The sequence below is a fragment of the Microbacterium sp. genome, from assembly GCF_052099035.1.
Classification (GTDB): domain Bacteria; phylum Actinomycetota; class Actinomycetes; order Actinomycetales; family Microbacteriaceae; genus Microbacterium.
On sequence record NZ_JBQDSX010000055.1, the window covers coordinates 1 to 14,775 of the forward strand.

At 67.4% G+C, this 14,775-nt stretch carries 16 protein-coding genes; 11 read left to right on the forward strand and 5 right to left on the reverse strand.

The window, feature by feature from the left end; all coding sequences use genetic code 11:
* From ACTIAO_RS13785 to ACTIAO_RS13795, 3 genes are all read right to left on the reverse strand, one after another.
* Window positions 1-581: DNA alkylation repair protein (locus ACTIAO_RS13785; protein WP_441906794.1), on the reverse strand; the 581-nt coding region annotated here is incomplete at its 3' end.
* Window positions 582-593: 12 nt separating this feature from the next.
* Complete coding sequence (locus ACTIAO_RS13790; RefSeq protein WP_441906795.1) at window positions 594-950, reverse strand: zinc ribbon domain-containing protein YjdM; 357 nt, start codon at window positions 948-950, stop codon at window positions 594-596.
* 101 nt (window positions 951-1,051) lie between these two features.
* On the reverse strand, window positions 1,052-2,086 hold the full coding sequence (locus ACTIAO_RS13795) for an FUSC family protein (protein ID WP_441906796.1): 1,035 nt from the start codon (window positions 2,084-2,086) through the stop codon (window positions 1,052-1,054).
* A gap of 123 nt (window positions 2,087-2,209) precedes the next feature.
* Between ACTIAO_RS13795 and ACTIAO_RS13800 the strand changes: the two genes are divergently transcribed.
* The 11 genes from ACTIAO_RS13800 (at window position 2,210) to ACTIAO_RS13850 (ending at window position 13,369) form a co-directional block, all read left to right on the forward strand.
* A complete protein-coding gene (locus ACTIAO_RS13800; RefSeq protein ID WP_441906797.1) occupies window positions 2,210-3,253 on the forward strand; it encodes an iron-siderophore ABC transporter substrate-binding protein in 1,044 nt (347 codons plus the stop codon).
* Between the two features lie 7 nt (window positions 3,254-3,260).
* Entirely contained in the window at window positions 3,261-4,307 is a 1,047-nt protein-coding gene (locus ACTIAO_RS13805; protein WP_441906798.1) for a FecCD family ABC transporter permease, read from the forward strand.
* Window positions 4,304-5,326, forward strand: coding sequence for a FecCD family ABC transporter permease (locus tag ACTIAO_RS13810; protein ID WP_441906799.1), 1,023 nt, complete (start codon window positions 4,304-4,306; stop codon window positions 5,324-5,326). Before ACTIAO_RS13805 ends, ACTIAO_RS13810 begins: the two co-directional genes overlap by 4 nt.
* Window positions 5,323-6,123 carry an ABC transporter ATP-binding protein gene (locus ACTIAO_RS13815; RefSeq protein ID WP_441906800.1) on the forward strand — a complete coding sequence of 267 codons (801 nt, stop codon included), beginning with the start codon at window positions 5,323-5,325 and terminating at the stop codon, window positions 6,121-6,123. The genes ACTIAO_RS13810 and ACTIAO_RS13815 overlap by 4 nt, the downstream gene beginning before the upstream one ends.
* Window positions 6,113-7,057, forward strand: a complete 945-nt coding sequence (locus tag ACTIAO_RS13820; RefSeq protein WP_441906801.1) for a siderophore-interacting protein — start codon at window positions 6,113-6,115, stop codon at window positions 7,055-7,057. Before ACTIAO_RS13815 ends, ACTIAO_RS13820 begins: the two co-directional genes overlap by 11 nt.
* 140 nt (window positions 7,058-7,197) lie before the next feature.
* Entirely contained in the window at window positions 7,198-8,256 is a 1,059-nt protein-coding gene (locus ACTIAO_RS13825) for a DUF998 domain-containing protein (protein WP_441906802.1), read from the forward strand.
* 79 nt (window positions 8,257-8,335) lie between these two features.
* Window positions 8,336-9,868: a sodium/proline symporter PutP gene (gene putP, locus ACTIAO_RS13830; protein WP_441906812.1), complete on the forward strand. Its 1,533-nt coding sequence runs from the start codon at window positions 8,336-8,338 to the stop codon at window positions 9,866-9,868.
* Window positions 9,869-10,018: 150 nt separating this feature from the next.
* Window positions 10,019-10,384: an ArsR/SmtB family transcription factor gene (locus ACTIAO_RS13835; RefSeq protein WP_441906803.1), complete on the forward strand. Its 366-nt coding sequence runs from the start codon at window positions 10,019-10,021 to the stop codon at window positions 10,382-10,384.
* Window positions 10,381-12,036, forward strand: a complete 1,656-nt coding sequence (locus ACTIAO_RS13840; protein ID WP_441906804.1) for a SulP family inorganic anion transporter — start codon at window positions 10,381-10,383, stop codon at window positions 12,034-12,036. The genes ACTIAO_RS13835 and ACTIAO_RS13840 overlap by 4 nt, the downstream gene beginning before the upstream one ends.
* A gap of 71 nt (window positions 12,037-12,107) precedes the next feature.
* On the forward strand, window positions 12,108-12,320 hold the full coding sequence (locus ACTIAO_RS13845; protein ID WP_441906805.1) for a hypothetical protein: 213 nt from the start codon (window positions 12,108-12,110) through the stop codon (window positions 12,318-12,320).
* 59 nt (window positions 12,321-12,379) lie between these two features.
* Entirely contained in the window at window positions 12,380-13,369 is a 990-nt protein-coding gene (locus ACTIAO_RS13850; protein ID WP_441906806.1) for a LuxR C-terminal-related transcriptional regulator, read from the forward strand.
* A gap of 9 nt (window positions 13,370-13,378) precedes the next feature.
* Here ACTIAO_RS13850 and ACTIAO_RS13855 read toward each other — a convergent pair whose 3' ends face one another.
* Together ACTIAO_RS13855 and ACTIAO_RS13860 are read right to left on the reverse strand one after the other, a co-directional pair.
* On the reverse strand, window positions 13,379-14,050 hold the full coding sequence (locus ACTIAO_RS13855) for a response regulator (RefSeq protein WP_441906807.1): 672 nt from the start codon (window positions 14,048-14,050) through the stop codon (window positions 13,379-13,381).
* Window positions 14,047-14,775: sensor histidine kinase (locus ACTIAO_RS13860; protein WP_441906808.1), on the reverse strand; the 729-nt coding region annotated here is incomplete at its 5' end. The genes ACTIAO_RS13860 and ACTIAO_RS13855, both read right to left, overlap by 4 nt.

A 14,775-nucleotide genomic window follows, 5' to 3' on the forward strand; every position in this document is an offset into this window, starting at 1 on the left:
ACCTGCAGCTCGTTGCCGATCGCGAGAGCCCGCGGGCGCAGGTCGGGATGATGGATGCCGATCTGCGCGAGGGTCTCGTTCATCGCCCACTGAGGCCGCGTCGGAGCATCCTTCATGTCGCGTTCGATCAGATCGAGCAGGTGCTTGAGATCGAGGCCCTCCGGATTCTTCACCACGCGCACAGAAGTCAGCGACCATGCGGCGGCCGCGACCGTCGGGTCGGCGTCGCCGAACCAGCGCAGCCGCATTTCCTCCGCGAGCGGGGACTTCTTGGCGGCATAGTTGACGAACCAGTCATTGACCTTCGGAGCTCGCGTTTCGCGCAGCATCCCGTCGAGCTCGTCTGCCGAGAATGCGCGCGGTGTACAGATCAGCAGCGCGAGCAGGCGCGGGGCGGTTTCACTGGTCGCCCACAACTGCTTCGCCAGCGCGTGATTCGTCTTCACGTTCTTGGCGAGGGCGCGCATCTTCGACAGGTTGATGCCGTGATCATCGCCGCGCTTCTCGTTCGCGGCGCGCATCTTCGGATCCTCGAGCGCAGCGAGCTCAGCGCGAGCTTCCGCGAGAGTGACCCCAGCCATGCGCAGGGAGTCTCAGGCCTTCTTGACGACGCTGGACTTCAGCAGCATCGCACCGAAGCCGCCGATCTTGCAGTCGATGTCGTGACCGTTCACCGGGTCGATGAGACGGATATTGCGCACCTTGGTTCCGGCTTTGATTCCCGTCGAACCCTTGACCTGCACACTTGTCACGAGCGTGACCGTGTCGCCGTCGGAGAGGGTGTTGCCGACAGCATCCTTGACGACACTCGGCGCCGGCTCGCCCGATGCGTCGGATGCTGAATCCGTCGGCGACCACTCGTGGCCACACATCGGACACACCAGCAGCGCGCCCATTTCGTACGCATGCTCGCTGGAACACTCGGGGCACAGCGGAATGGAGTCGGTCATGGGGTCAGCCTACGCATTCGTTCTCCGCGCGAGAATTGCTCTGCACGTCCAGAATTACGGTGGCAGCGCGATTCTCGTGCGGCAAAGCAATTCTCGCGGGGCTAATCGTCCCCGACGAGCTCCCCGCGAATCCTGCGCAGGTCCTCCATGAGAGAACCAATCAGGATCCAATGACCGGATGCTGGCGGCTTCACCTGCAGGGGAGCAGTCAGCGCCGGAATCACCGAGGTCAGCGGCGACGGCTCCGGCGCCACATCGGCGACCTGCACCGCCAGACGAACATCGTGCCCGGCCCGTCGCAGCTGTTCGGCGATCGCATGGACGGTCGGTTCGTCGGCGAGGGCATCGTCGTAGTGATCGAAGTACGCACGCGTCATCCCGATCACCTGGGTCACGATCGGCGACAGCGTGTCGAACAGTGCCCGCATCTCGGCGATCTCGCCGCGCGAGCCGCGGCGCGGATTGAGCGTCAACGACTCCTCGCCGGCCGTGACGGATGCCGCAGCCGCCACCTGCATCGGGCGCAGTAGTCGCGCCTCCACCATGAGCGTCTGCAGGTCGGCGGGCTTCTGCGTGGTGAGAAGAGCTGCGGCAAGCCGGTCCATGCTCGCGGCGATCTCCGTGCCGAGCAGTCCGAGATCACGGCGAGCCGACGTGGTGAGCACGGGCGGCACGATCAGCGCATTGACGATGATGCCGATGACGGCACCGATCAGTGTCTCGACGATGCGGTCGAGCGCATACTGCGGGCTCGATGACCCGAGCGCGAGCACGAGCATCGCCGAGATCGCCACCTGGTTGGCCATGCCGGGAGTTGCGCGTAAAGCCCACGCGACGAGCATCGCGATGACGATCGCCAGCAGCACGACCCAGTTCTGCGGTCCGAGCAGCAGGCTCAAACCGGTCGCGATCAGCACGCCGATGATCACACCGACGCTGCGTTCGATCGCCTTCGTGAACGACTGGTTGACACTCGGCAGCACGACCAACAGCGCCGCGATTGCCGCGAACACCGGCAGCGGACCCGGAACGAGCCATCCGGCGATCAGCCAGGCGCTGATGGTGGCGACCGCCGATTTCACCACCTGCAGAAACGGACTGCGCTTCGCGCTTCGCACTGCTGCCGTCACCCGCATGAGACCACGCTAGCCCTGCACCGGACGCGAAACAGACAACTGAGGCGATCCTAACTTCGTGTTACGTTAGGGGAGGCTTACCAAAGCCGTCACCCCCCGCCGCTTCGAATTGAAGGAACGCCTGTGCGTATCTCCCGACTCCTCGGCCTCAGCGCTGCTGCACTCCTCGCCGCCAGCCTCGTGGCCTGCTCGACTTCTCCGACGAGCACCGATGACACGAGCGGAGACGCCGGGATCGGCTCGAATCCGGCATCCGCCGACGCCTTTCCCGTCACCATCGAGCATGTCTACGGCGAGACAACGATCACCGAGAAGCCCGAACGCGTCGCGACCGTCGCGTGGGCGAACCACGAGGTGCCGCTTGCCCTCGGCATCGTCCCTGTCGGCATGAGCAAGGTCGCCTGGGGCGACGACGATGGCAACGGAGTCCTCCCGTGGGTCGAGGACAAGCTCGATGAGCTCGGTGCCGAGACGCCGGTGCTCTTCGACGAGGCCGACGGCATCGACTTCGAGGCCGTCGCCGACACGAACCCCGACGTGATCCTCGCCTCGTACTCCGGCCTCACGCAGGAGGAGTACGACACCCTCTCCAAGATCGCGCCGACCATCGCATACCCGGACGTCGCCTGGGGAACGTCGGTCGACGACATGATCACCATGAACTCCACCGCGCTCGGCCTCGCCGACGAGGGACAGCAGCTGATCGACGATCTGCAGGCCCAGACGGATGCTGCGCTCGAGGCGCACCCGGCATTGAAAGATGCCAAGCTCCTGTTCACCTACCTCGACCCGAACGACTTCAGCCAGGTCGGCTTCTACACGCCGGTCGACACGCGCCCGGGGTTCCTGCTCGATCAGGGGCTGCCGGAGCCGCAGGTCCTCAAGGACAACGCGGACAGCACCGAGTTCTATCTGACCGTCAGCGCTGAAGAGGTCGACAAGTTCGACGACGTGGACGTCTTCATCACCTACGGTGATGAGTCGATGATCGCTGCCCTGCAGGCAGACCCGCTGCTCGGCAAGATCCCCGCGATCGCCGCCGGCCAGATCGCGATCCTTCCGGATGCTACCCCGATGGCGAACTCCGCGAACCCGTCCCCCCTGTCGATTCCGTGGGGGATCGACGACTACTTCTCGATCCTCGAGGCCCCGCTCACCGCGCAGTGACCGACGCGTGACCTCGACCGCAACAGCTCTGAAGCCGGGCGCCGCACACCTGCGGCGCCCGGCTCTGGTGCGCACCACTTGGCTTCTCATCGGTGTCGCGGTCATCGTCGTGCTCAGCATCCTGTCGGTCTCGTTCGGTGTTCGCGCCGTCTCGCTCGACGACATCCTCGCCGCGTTCGCGGGACACGACGACACCGTCGCGCAGGCCGCCGTCATCAAACGGATGCCGCGCACCGCGCTGGCGATCCTCGTCGGCGCAGCACTCGCGCTCTCCGGGGCAGCCATGCAGGCCGTCACGCGCAACCCGATCGCCGACCCGGGCATCCTGGGCGTTTCGAACGGCGCCTCGCTCGCCGTCGTCATCGGGCTGGCCGTCTTCGGCGTGACGGGGGCGTTCACGCAGATGTTCATCGCGGTCCTGGGCGCTGCCGTCGCCGCCGTGTTCGTCTACACGGTGGGTTCACTCGGACAGGGAGGCGCAACGCCCCTCAAGCTCGCCCTCGCGGGAGCCGCGACATCGGCTGCACTCGCCTCGTTGATTAGTGCGGTCATGCTGCCGCGCGTCGATCTGCTGCAGGCATTCCAGTCCTGGCAGGTGGGCGGCGTCGGAGGAGCGGAATGGCCGCGCATCGCCATCACCGCCCCCGCACTCGCCATCGGTGCGCTCATCTGCATCGCCTGCGCGCGCGGCATGAACTCGCTCGCACTCGGCGACGATCTGGCGGCCGGGCTGGGCGAGAACGTCTTCCGCACGCGGCTCGTCTCCGCCGCCGGCGCGGTGATCCTCGCGGGGGTGGCGACCGCGATCGCCGGTCCCATCGGATTCGTCGGCCTCGTCATCCCGCATTTCTGTCGGATGCTGATCGGCACCGACCACCGCTGGCTACTGCCCTTCTCCGCACTGGCCGGTGCTGCACTGCTGCTCGCGAGCGACATCATCGGACGCGTGATCTCGCCGTCCGGAGAAGAGATCCAGGTCGGCATCATCACCGCCGTCATCGGCGCTCCGTTCTTCATCTGGATCGTCCGCCGGCAGAAGGTGAGGGAGCTGTGACGGCCGCGGTTGCGGCCGGCCGCCGCACTCGCCATCGCCGTCATGCGACCGCGAGCATCGTCCTCGGCATCCTGCTCCTCGCGCTCGCCGCCACCGCGCTCATGGTCGGCAACACCTTCTATACGCCGGGTGAGGTCGTCCGCGTGATCTTCGGTGAGACGGTGCCGGGGGCATCCTTCACGGTCGGTGAGCTGCGTCTGCCCCGGACGGTTCTTGCGATCCTCGCCGGCTTCGCGTTCGGCATCGCGGGGGTCTCCTTCCAGACGCTGCTGCGCAATCCGCTCGCGTCCCCCGACATCATCGGCATCACTCAGGGAGCGAGTGCTGCGGCTGTCGTCGCCATCGTCACGCTCGGGTTCAGCGGCCTGGCCGTTGCAGGGTTCGCCGTCGCCGGGGCGCTGATCACGGCGATTGCGATCTACCTCCTCTCGAACAAGGGCGGCTTCTCCGGCATCCGCCTCATTCTGATCGGAATCGGCGTCGGCGCCATGCTGCAGAGCGTCGTCTCGTACGTGCTCTCGCGGGCGGCGCAGTGGGACATCCAGTCCGCGATGCGCTGGATCGCCGGCAGCCTGAACAACGCTTCGTGGGAAGACATCGCGCCGGTCGCGATTGCCAGTGTCATCGTCCTGCCGTTCCTTTTCGCACAGGCGAGGGCGCTCGGGATGCTGCAGCTCGGCGACGATTCGGCGGCAGGCCTCGGCGTCCGCGTCACCGTCACCCGTGTGCTGTTCATCGTCGGAGCTGTCGTTCTCCTCGCCTTCGCGACAGCGGCGACCGGGCCGATCGCCTTCGTCGCGTTCATGTCGGGCCCGATCGCCGCGCGTCTCACCGGGCCCGGCGCCAATCTGCTGCTGCCGTCGGCATTGGTGGGCGCTGTGCTCGTGCTCGGCGGCGACTTGATCGGCCAGTTCGCGCTCGGCGCGCGCTACCCGGTCGGCGTCATCACCGGAGTTCTCGGGGCGCCGTACCTCATCTACCTGCTCATCCGCACCAATCGCTCGGGAGGATCGCTGTGACCGAAGCGCATACCCTGACCGCCGAATCCGTCACCCTCGGCTACGGCGACCGCACCATCATCGAGGGCCTCGACCTGCAGATCGCCCCGGGCAAGATCACCTCGATCGTCGGAGCGAACGGCTGCGGCAAGTCGACGCTGCTGCGTGCGCTCGCGCGGCTGCTGTCACCGGCATCCGGTCAGGTGATCCTCGACGGACAATCGGTGCACTCCCGCCCCACCAAGGAAGTGGCCCGAATCCTCGGGTTGCTGCCGCAGTCGCCGATCGCCCCGGAGGGGATCGCAGTTGCCGACCTGGTCGGGAGGGGGCGGCACCCGCATCAGAAGACGCTCGCCCGCTGGTCCGCGCACGACTACGAGGTCGTCGCCGACGCACTCGAGGCGACCGGCATCTCGGACCTGGCCGATCGCAGCGTCGACGAGCTCTCCGGCGGCCAGCGGCAGCGGGTCTGGATCGCGATGGCGCTCGCGCAGGAAACCGACATCCTGCTGCTCGACGAGCCGACCACGTTCCTCGACGTCGCCCACCAGGTCGAGGTGCTCGACCTGCTCACCGACCTCAGTGTTTCGCGCGGCACCACCATCGTCATGGTGCTGCACGATCTCAATCTCGCCGCCCGCTACAGCGACGAACTCGTCGCGATGCGCGATGGACGCGTGCACGCCATCGGCACGCCCGAGGCCGTGCTCACGCGAACGATGGTCGAAGAGGTCTTCGGCATGGCGAATCAGATCACCACGGATCCGGTCTCCGGAAAGCCGATGGTCACCCCGATTGGAAGGCATCATGTCCGCTGAAACCACTCGCACCCGCTCGCCGTACGTCCTCGGTCGCGCTGAGGTGCGCGCTGTCGAACAGGTCTCGCCGAACTTCGTGCGAGTGACGTTCGGCGGGGCAGACCTGGCCGAGTTCGGCACACCGGGCGACGTGTTCGATGCGCGGATCAAGCTCGTCTTCCCGCCGGCATCCGGCATCCTCCCTGACATCGATCAGGATTCCGACGACTGGTGGGGTGCGTACCTCGCTGTGCCGGAGGACGAACGCGGGTCGATGCGCACGTACTCGGTGCGCTCTCTCAACGTGTCGGATGCCGGTACCGAGGTCGTCGTCGATTTCGTGCTGCATCTGGCGCCCGGGCTCACCGGTCCCGCTTCACGGTGGGCGAGCCACGCATCGGTCGGCGATGAACTCTGGATGGTCGGCCCGCGCCGTGGTCGCGAGGACCGCAGCGGGATCGAATACGCTCCTGGCGCAGCATCCTCGGTCATGCTCGTCGGCGACGAGACGGCGGCGCCGGCGATCGCCCGCATCCTCGAGGATGCGCCGCGGGACCTGCGCGGCATCGCGTTCATCGAGGTTCCGGAGGCGGCCGACGAGCTGACGATCGATGCGCCGGCGGGCGTCGAGGTGCACTGGCTTCCGCGGGGGGAGGCTGCGCACGGACTGCGCGTGATCCCGACCGTGCTCGACTACCTCGGCGACACCGGCCACTCTGAGATCACGGTTCAGGATGCCGAGGGCGAAGACCTCGTCTGGGAGACGCCGATCTACTCGGGCAGCGGTGAATCGATCGATGCGGTGGCTGCTGACGTCGGCCGCTACTTCTGGATCGCCGGGGAGAGCGGCGTCGTGACGACACTGCGCCGGCACCTCGTGAAGGACCTCGGCATCGACCGGGCGCAGGTGGCGTTCATGGGGTACTGGCGCCGCGGCGTCGCTATGCGCGGGTGAGGTGGCTGGGTCGGCTGCCCCGATCTGCTGAGGGTGTCCCGATCTGCTGACGTATTCGGCAAAAAGGTCCGCAGATCGGGCGCGGGTCCGCAGATCGGGACCGCCCCCGCAACGTCCCACCCCCGTGGTTCGATGGAGACATGAGCACGCAGCGGCGGATGGCACGCGAGGTCAGAGCGATCTGGGCCACTGTCGCCTGCTTCGTCGCGGGTGCTGTCGCCGGCACGCTCGTACTGTGGGGAAACCCGCGCCCTGTCGCCGGTGACGGATCGGTCGGGATGCCGGCGGCGATCGTCGCAGGGATCATCGCCGCGGCATCCTTCGTCGTCAGCACGCAGCTGTATCGCCGCGGCGACCACGCGGCCATGCCGCGCTGGCAGGTCGTCATCTCCTCGCTCTCGGCTGTCGCCCTGACGATCGCGTTCGCCGGGGTTACGGCCCTCGGAGTCCTGCTGACCACCGAAGTGCTGGGCGTCGGTCTGCAAGGGCTCGAGCTTCCCGCCCTCGGTGGTGGCATCCTCATCGGCGTGGCCAGCGCTGTGGCCGGCCGCCTCACCTTCGAAGCCGGCATCGGACTGCGTACGTCGGACCTCGCTAACCTGCTGTTCGGCTACCTCATCATCGGCACGCTCTTCGCGATGATCACGGCCGCCGACCCGCGGTGGTGGGAGCAGAACTTCTCTCAGCTCGGGATCGGCGCAGGTGCCTGGGCTTTCAACGGAACGCTCGTGGTCGCCGGTCTCCTCGCCGCCACCGTCGGCTCGTACATCGGGCGCGATCTGCACCGCATCCGGGGAGACGCCGCACTCGGGCGCATTGCCTGGGCGGTCGTGCTGTGGGCGGCGACCGGCGCAGCCCTCGCGGCGATCGGGCTGTTTCCGCTCGAGCGCAACACCGCCCTGCACAACATCTCCGCCTTCGCCACGCAACTGTTGTTCGTCGCGGCCGGCATTCTGACCACGATCCTGATGCCCGGGCCGCCGCGTGCACTTGTCATGACCACGATCGGCATCGCGCTGCTCATCGTCGTTGCGGTCGTGCTCGCCTTCGGCGTCGGGCTGTTCTCGGTGACTGTGCTGGAGGCCATGGTGATCGGCCTCGGACTGCTCTGGCTCACGACCCTCGTGCGCATGCTCGCTGTCCTCACGCCCACGGGCACGAGGCCGTCGGTCCGGCCGTCTCTGATGAGCCGGTACTGACATTCGGCCCTGGTCATCAGCATCCGTCCCTGTCAGGATGGGCCCACAGCACTGAACCGATCCGCAGGAAAGGACGATGATGTCCGACCAGGTATTCATCTTCATCGCGTTGGGACTCTACTTCGCAGCGATGCTCGTCATCGGCTATCTGGCGTTCCGCCGGACGAAGGACCACGAGGACTACATGCTCGGCGGGAGGGATCTGCCGCCATGGGTCGCAGCTCTCAGCGCCGGCGCATCCGACATGTCCGGCTGGCTGGTGATGGGGCTTCCGGGGGCGATCTACCTCTCCGGCCTCATCGAGGCCTGGATCGCCGTCGGGCTCACGATCGGCGCCTACCTGAACTGGCTGCTCGTCGCGCCCCGACTGCGCGCGTACACCCAGGTGTCACGCAACTCGATCACGATTCCAAGCTTCTTCGAGAACCGCCTGCGAGACTCCTCCCGGCTGCTGCGCATCCTCGCCGGCGTCGTGATCCTGGTGTTCTTCACGCTCTACATCTCCAGCGGCATGGTCGCCGGTGGGTTCTTCTTCGAGAGCTCGTTCAACTCCGACTACCTGCTCGGCATGGTGCTGGTCGCCGGTGTCACCCTGCTCTACACGCTCTTCGGCGGGTTCCTCGGCGCTTCGTTCACGGACGTCGTGCAGGGGCTGATGATGGTGATCGCCCTGATCGTCGTTCCGGTCGCAGCGATCATCGCCGTCGGCGGCTTCGGGGAAGTGGGCGCATCGCTCGACGCTCTCGCCCCCAACCACCTGTCGCTCATCGGTGGAACCGCACTCACCGGCGGCGCCGTCCTGACCATCATCTCGGGACTCGCCTGGGGCCTGGGCTACTTCGGGCAGCCGCACATCATCGTGCGGTTCATGGCGCTGCGCAGCCCGCGTGAGGCGAAGACCGCCCGCCGCATCGGCATGACCTGGATGATCATCTCGCTGGTCGGCGCGGTGTTCTCGGGCATCGTCGGCATCGCGTACATGGCGCAGAAGGGTATCGACCTCACGAACGCCGAGACCGTGGTGCTGGTGATGTCGCAGACGCTCCTGCACCCGTTCGTCGCCGGTCTCGTGCTCGCAGCGGTGCTCGCGGCGATCATGAGCACGATCTCGAGCCAGCTGATCGTCGCATCGTCGGCGCTGGTGGAGGACCTCTTCCGGGTGGTCAAGAAGGAGCCCTCGCCCAAGCTGCTGGTGATGCTCGGGCGCATGACGGTGCTCGTCGTCGGAATCATCGCCGCGTTGCTCGCGCTCATCCCGGACGACACGATTCTCGGACTGGTGTCGTTCGCGTGGGCTGGGTTCGGGGCCGCGTTCGGTCCGCTGATCCTGCTGAGCCTGTTCTGGCGCAAGCTCACCAATTGGGGCGCTCTGGCAGGCATGTTCGTCGGCGCCGTCAGCGTGTTCATCTGGGACGTCGCGTGGCCGGAGATGTACGAACTGCTGCCCGGTTTCGTCTGCGCGATGGTCGTCGCCGTCGTGGTGAGTTTGCTCACCCACAAAGACGGGACGGAGCGCCAGAACGAGATCCTGCAGGAGTTCACCGACACCGGTACGCTGCTGACCGTGAACGGGGTGGGTCGCCGGGCACACACCGATCGCATGACACCGTAACCTCACGCGCGCAACGAGGGCGGGGATGGATGCGCGGCATCCGTCCCCGCCCTCATCCATGAGACGATCCGTGCACGGTTGCGATCCAGCGATATGATGAATTGATCAGATCATCAGATCGATCCCATCCGGGAGAACCGAGGATGCCGCGTGCTGAGCGACCCGAATCGTCCGCTGTATGAGGTGAAGGCCGGCCTGTTCAAGGGGCTCGCGCACCCGCTGCGCATCCGCATCCTCGAGGTGCTGTCGGCTGCGCCCGAAGCATCCGTCTCTGAGATCCTCGCCGTCACCGAGCTCGAAGCCTCGCACCTGTCGCAGCATCTTGCTGTGCTGCGACGCAACCGGCTCGTGCTCTCCGAGCGCAGGGGAAGCCTGGTCTACTACCGCCTCGCCTACCCGCAGGTGGCCGATTTGCTCCGCGTCGCCAGGGCGCTGCTCGGCGAGATTCTGCAGACCACGCAGCAGCAGCTCGTCGAACGCGACGGTCTGCCGCAGATTCCGGAGCCGGTGGCGTGACAGCATCCGCTCGTGCGCGCCAGGCGGGATCGGCCATCCGGCAGCTGCTCCCGTCGGCGAGCGATTACCGAGGCGCTCGCCGCACGTGGCGCGGCGACCTGCTCGCCGGCGTCACCGTGGGCATCGTCGCACTGCCCCTCGCGCTCGCCTTCGGGGTCAGCTCGGGCGCGGGAGCGGAGAGCGGTCTGGTCACCGCGATCATCGCCGGGATCGTCGCGGCGATCTTCGGCGGATCGCACGTGCAGGTGTCGGGCCCGACGGGCGCGATGGTCGTGGTGCTCGCGCCGATCATCGCATCCCACGGCGCCGGCGCACTCGCAGCGATCTGTCTGCTCTCCGGTGTCATCGTGCTGCTGGCGGGTGTGCTGCGACTCGGGCGGACGATCTCGTACATCCCGTGGCCGGCGATCGAGGGGTTCACCTTCGGAATCGCCGTGATCATCTTTCTGCAGCAGGTGCCGACGGCCACGGGCACGGCGGGAGGGGAGAGCACGAACGCGCTCGTCGCCGCGATCCAGACCGTGCAGACGGTCTCGTGGCCGAAGCTCGGCTGGTCGCTCCTGCTCGTCGCCATCGTCGTGGCCGTGATGCTCGTCGCCCCGCGCATCCACCCGCGTGTGCCCGGATCGCTCGTCGCCATCGTGATCGCCGCGGTCGCCACCGCAGTGTTCGACCTGCCCGTCGATGCGATCGGACAGCTTCCGCCGGGTCTGCCCGCCCCGGTGCTGCCCGTGCTCCACCCTGCAACGCTGCTCTCGCTGGCGGGCCCGGCTGTCGCCGTGGCCGCGCTGGCCGCGATCGAATCGCTGCTGTCCGCACGCGTGGCCGCCTCGATCTCGGACACAGGACCGTACGACGCCGACCGCGAGCTCGTCGGCCAGGGACTCGCCTCGGTTGCCGCGGGGCTGTTCGGCGGGATGCCGGCCACCGGTGCGATCGCGCGGACAGCTGTCAACGTGCGTGCCGGGGGACGCTCGCGCATCGCGTCGATCGCCCACGGGCTTCTCCTGCTGTTGATCGTGCTCGTCGGAGCATCCGTCGTCGCCCGCGTTCCGCTCGCAGCCCTCGCCGGCGTCCTGATGGTCACCGCGTGCCGCATGATCTCGATCGCGACCGTGCGCACGGTCATCGGGTCGACCAGAGCGGATGCCGTCGTCTTCGTCATCACCGCGATCGTGACGATCAGCGTCGATCTGATCTATGCCGTGCTGATCGGCATCGCCGTGGCCGCCTTCTTCGCGCTTCGCCAGCTGGCGCGGGCCAGCGGCGTGCACCGCGAGGAGCTGCCGGGAGCGGCGGTCGCCGGTGACGAGCGGATCGCGGTGTTCCGCCTCGAGGGCGCCCTCTTCTTCGGCGTCGCCGAGCGGATGCTGGAACGCATCAGCGCACTGCGCGACGTCGAGGTCGTGGTGATTCGCATGTCGCAGCTGCAGATCCTCGATGCGACAGGTGCGCAGGTGATCACCGAACTCATCACGGGGCTCGAACGGCGCGGCATCACCGTGCTCGTGAAGGGCATCCAACCGCGCCATCTCGCTCTGGCCGAGCGCGTCGGAGTGCTGTCGTCGCTGCGGCACCAGAACCACCTCTTCGACGATCTCGATGCGGCCGCGGCTCACGCCCGCAGTCACGTGCAGCGCGCCAGAAAATAGGGCATCTGCCGGATGTCGTGAGGGTGCCTTAGAGCGGAGTGTGGACTCAGAGCAATAGAGGAGTCCACACCATGTTCGAGCACCCGTCTTACACATACAGCGTCATCGTCGCCGACCAGCAGCTCGTGGATCGCGCCAACGAGCTGCGGCTCGCGGTCGCCGAGCATCCGGAACAGGTCGTGCCGCGCGCGCATCCGTTCCGCGATCGCGTACGCGGCTGGTTCCACGCACGACGAGCGGATGCCGCGACCCCGATGCCGGACCGTCCGGCCCACGCCCGGTGAATGCACCGTCTTCCACCGCCCTCGGCCCCGATGCCCGTGGCGCGTGGCACCATGAGGTGGTGACCGTTCCGACGATCAGCACTTCAATGGTGGGTCGCGATGACGACCTCGCCGAACTGCATCGCGCGTTCGATCGGGTGGTCGGCGGAGAGCCGACCGCCGTACTCATCGAGGGTGAGGCAGGCATCGGCAAGACGCGCCTGCTGCGCGAGTTCCAGCATGAGACGGCCGTGCGCGCCGACATTCATGTCGGTCGGTGTCTGGACCTGGGCGCTGCGCGATCCGCATACGGCCCGCTCACCAGCATCCTGCGCTCGATCGGCGGGCTCGAGCGGCAGGCGTGGTACCGGATCATCGAGAACGACATCGCCGTGGCGGTCGCTCGCGGGGAATGGTCCGAAGCCCTGGATGCGGTCCTGGCGATGACCCGCGATGCCGGGTTCGTTCTTCTGCACGCGTACCGGCTGCTGCTCGAATCCGGCTGGATCGTCGCCGAGGTGCGGGCATCCGGCCAGCCCGTCGACGAGGCCGTTGCGGCGATTCGAGAGCACTGGGCCGAGCTTCCCGAGACCGTGCGCGATGATGGCTGGTCGGTGATGCTCGACGCGCTGCTCGCCCCCTCCGCTGCCGTGTTGCGTCAGGCGGTCGAGCGCGCCGATGGCTACGACGTGCCGGCGATCATGCGCGGCGTCACGCGCCTCGAGCTTGCACGCGCACTGGTTGCCGACGGCGAGAGAGCCGAGGCTCACGTGCTGCTGGTGGATGCTGCGGCCGTGGCTGCCGAGATCGGTCACGTGCCTCTGCAACAGGTCGTCGCGGCGTTCGCTCGTGCGAGCGGACTGATCGCAGGCGCGCGCGGGTCCGAGTCAGAGCTCACGGCGCGCGAGCGGCAGGTGGTCGAACTCGTCGCAGAGGGACTGAGCAACAAGCAGATCGGCGAGAAGCTGTTCATCAGCGCGAAGACCGCGAGCGTCCACGTGTCGGCGATCCTGCGCAAGCTCGGTGTCTCAACGCGCACCGAAGCGGCGATGGTCGCCGCGCGGCGGTGACCGCGAGCGTCACAGCACCAGCCGGTACCCCATCCCCGGCTCGGTGAGCAGGTGTGCAGGCTCACCCGGCGACGCCTCCAGCTTCTTGCGCAGTTGGGACATGTACAGGCGCAGGTAGCCCGAGTCCGATACCTGGTCGCTGCCCCAGATCTCCTTGAGTAGATCCTGCCGGGTCACGAGTGCGCCAGGGTGCCGGCAGAGATGCTCCAGCATCCGCCATTCCGTCGGCGTCAGATGCACGCGGTGCCCGTCTCGGCTCACGACCTTCGCAACAAGGTCGACCACGACATCACCGAACGCCACCGCGGCCTCGCCGAGGGTGCCCTGCGAGCGGCGCGACAGCGCCCGCAGACGTGCGAGCAGCTCGTCGATCTGGAACGGCTTGGTGACGAAGTCATCGGCCCCGGCATCCAGCGCCTCGACTTTGTCCGCAGACCCCGTGCGCCCCGACACGACGATGATCGGGGCACTCGTCCAGCCGCGAAGGGCCTGGATCACCTGGATGCCGTCGAGCTGCGGCATCCCGAGGTCGAGCAGAATGATGTCCGGCTTCTCCTGTGCGGCGGAAGTGATCGCGGTCGCGCCGTCCCCGGCCGCGACGATCTCGTACCCGTGCGCGGCGAGAGTGATCCGCAGTGCGCGCACGAGCTGCGGGTCATCGTCGGCGATGAGGAGCTTCATGAGGGCTCTCCCGGAACGATCGGCAAGGAGACGACCATGGTCAGTCCGCCACCCGATGTCTCCTCGGCATTCAGAGTTCCGCGCATGCCCTCGGTGAATCCCTGCGAGAGAGCGAGCCCCAGGCCGAGGCCTGTGATGTTGTCCGTATCCCCTGCACGCTGGAATGGTTGGAACATGTCGGCGAGGCGCCCGGGAGGTACCCCTTGTCCGCGGTCGATGATTCGGATCTCGGCGTGCTCTCCGCGGAGCGCGGTCGACACGATGACCTTCTCGCCCTGCGGAGAGTACCGCTGCGCGTTGTCGAGAACATTCACGAGCACCCGCTGCAGCAGCACCGGATCGGCCGAGAGCGGTGGCACCGGATCGAGGTCGAGTTCGACATCCGCAGGCCCGAGCGAGAGTTCATCCAGCGCGGACACGACCGCACCGACAGCATCCACGGGCGTCAGCGACACGGCGAGCACGCCCGCCTGCACGCGACTGACATCGAGCAGATCCGTCACCAGCGACGTCAGAGTGGACAGGCTCTCATCCGCGGTCGCGAGCAGCTCGCGATGGTCCTCGTCGGAAAGGTCCTGCGTGCCGCGCAGCCCGCCGACGGCTGCGACCGCGGCCGCGAGCGGCCGGCGCAGGTCATGGCTGACCGCAGAGAGCAGCGCGGCGCGCACCTGGTCGGTCTCGGCCAGAGCCTCGGCCTCACGTGCTGTCGCGGTGAGCTCGGTGCG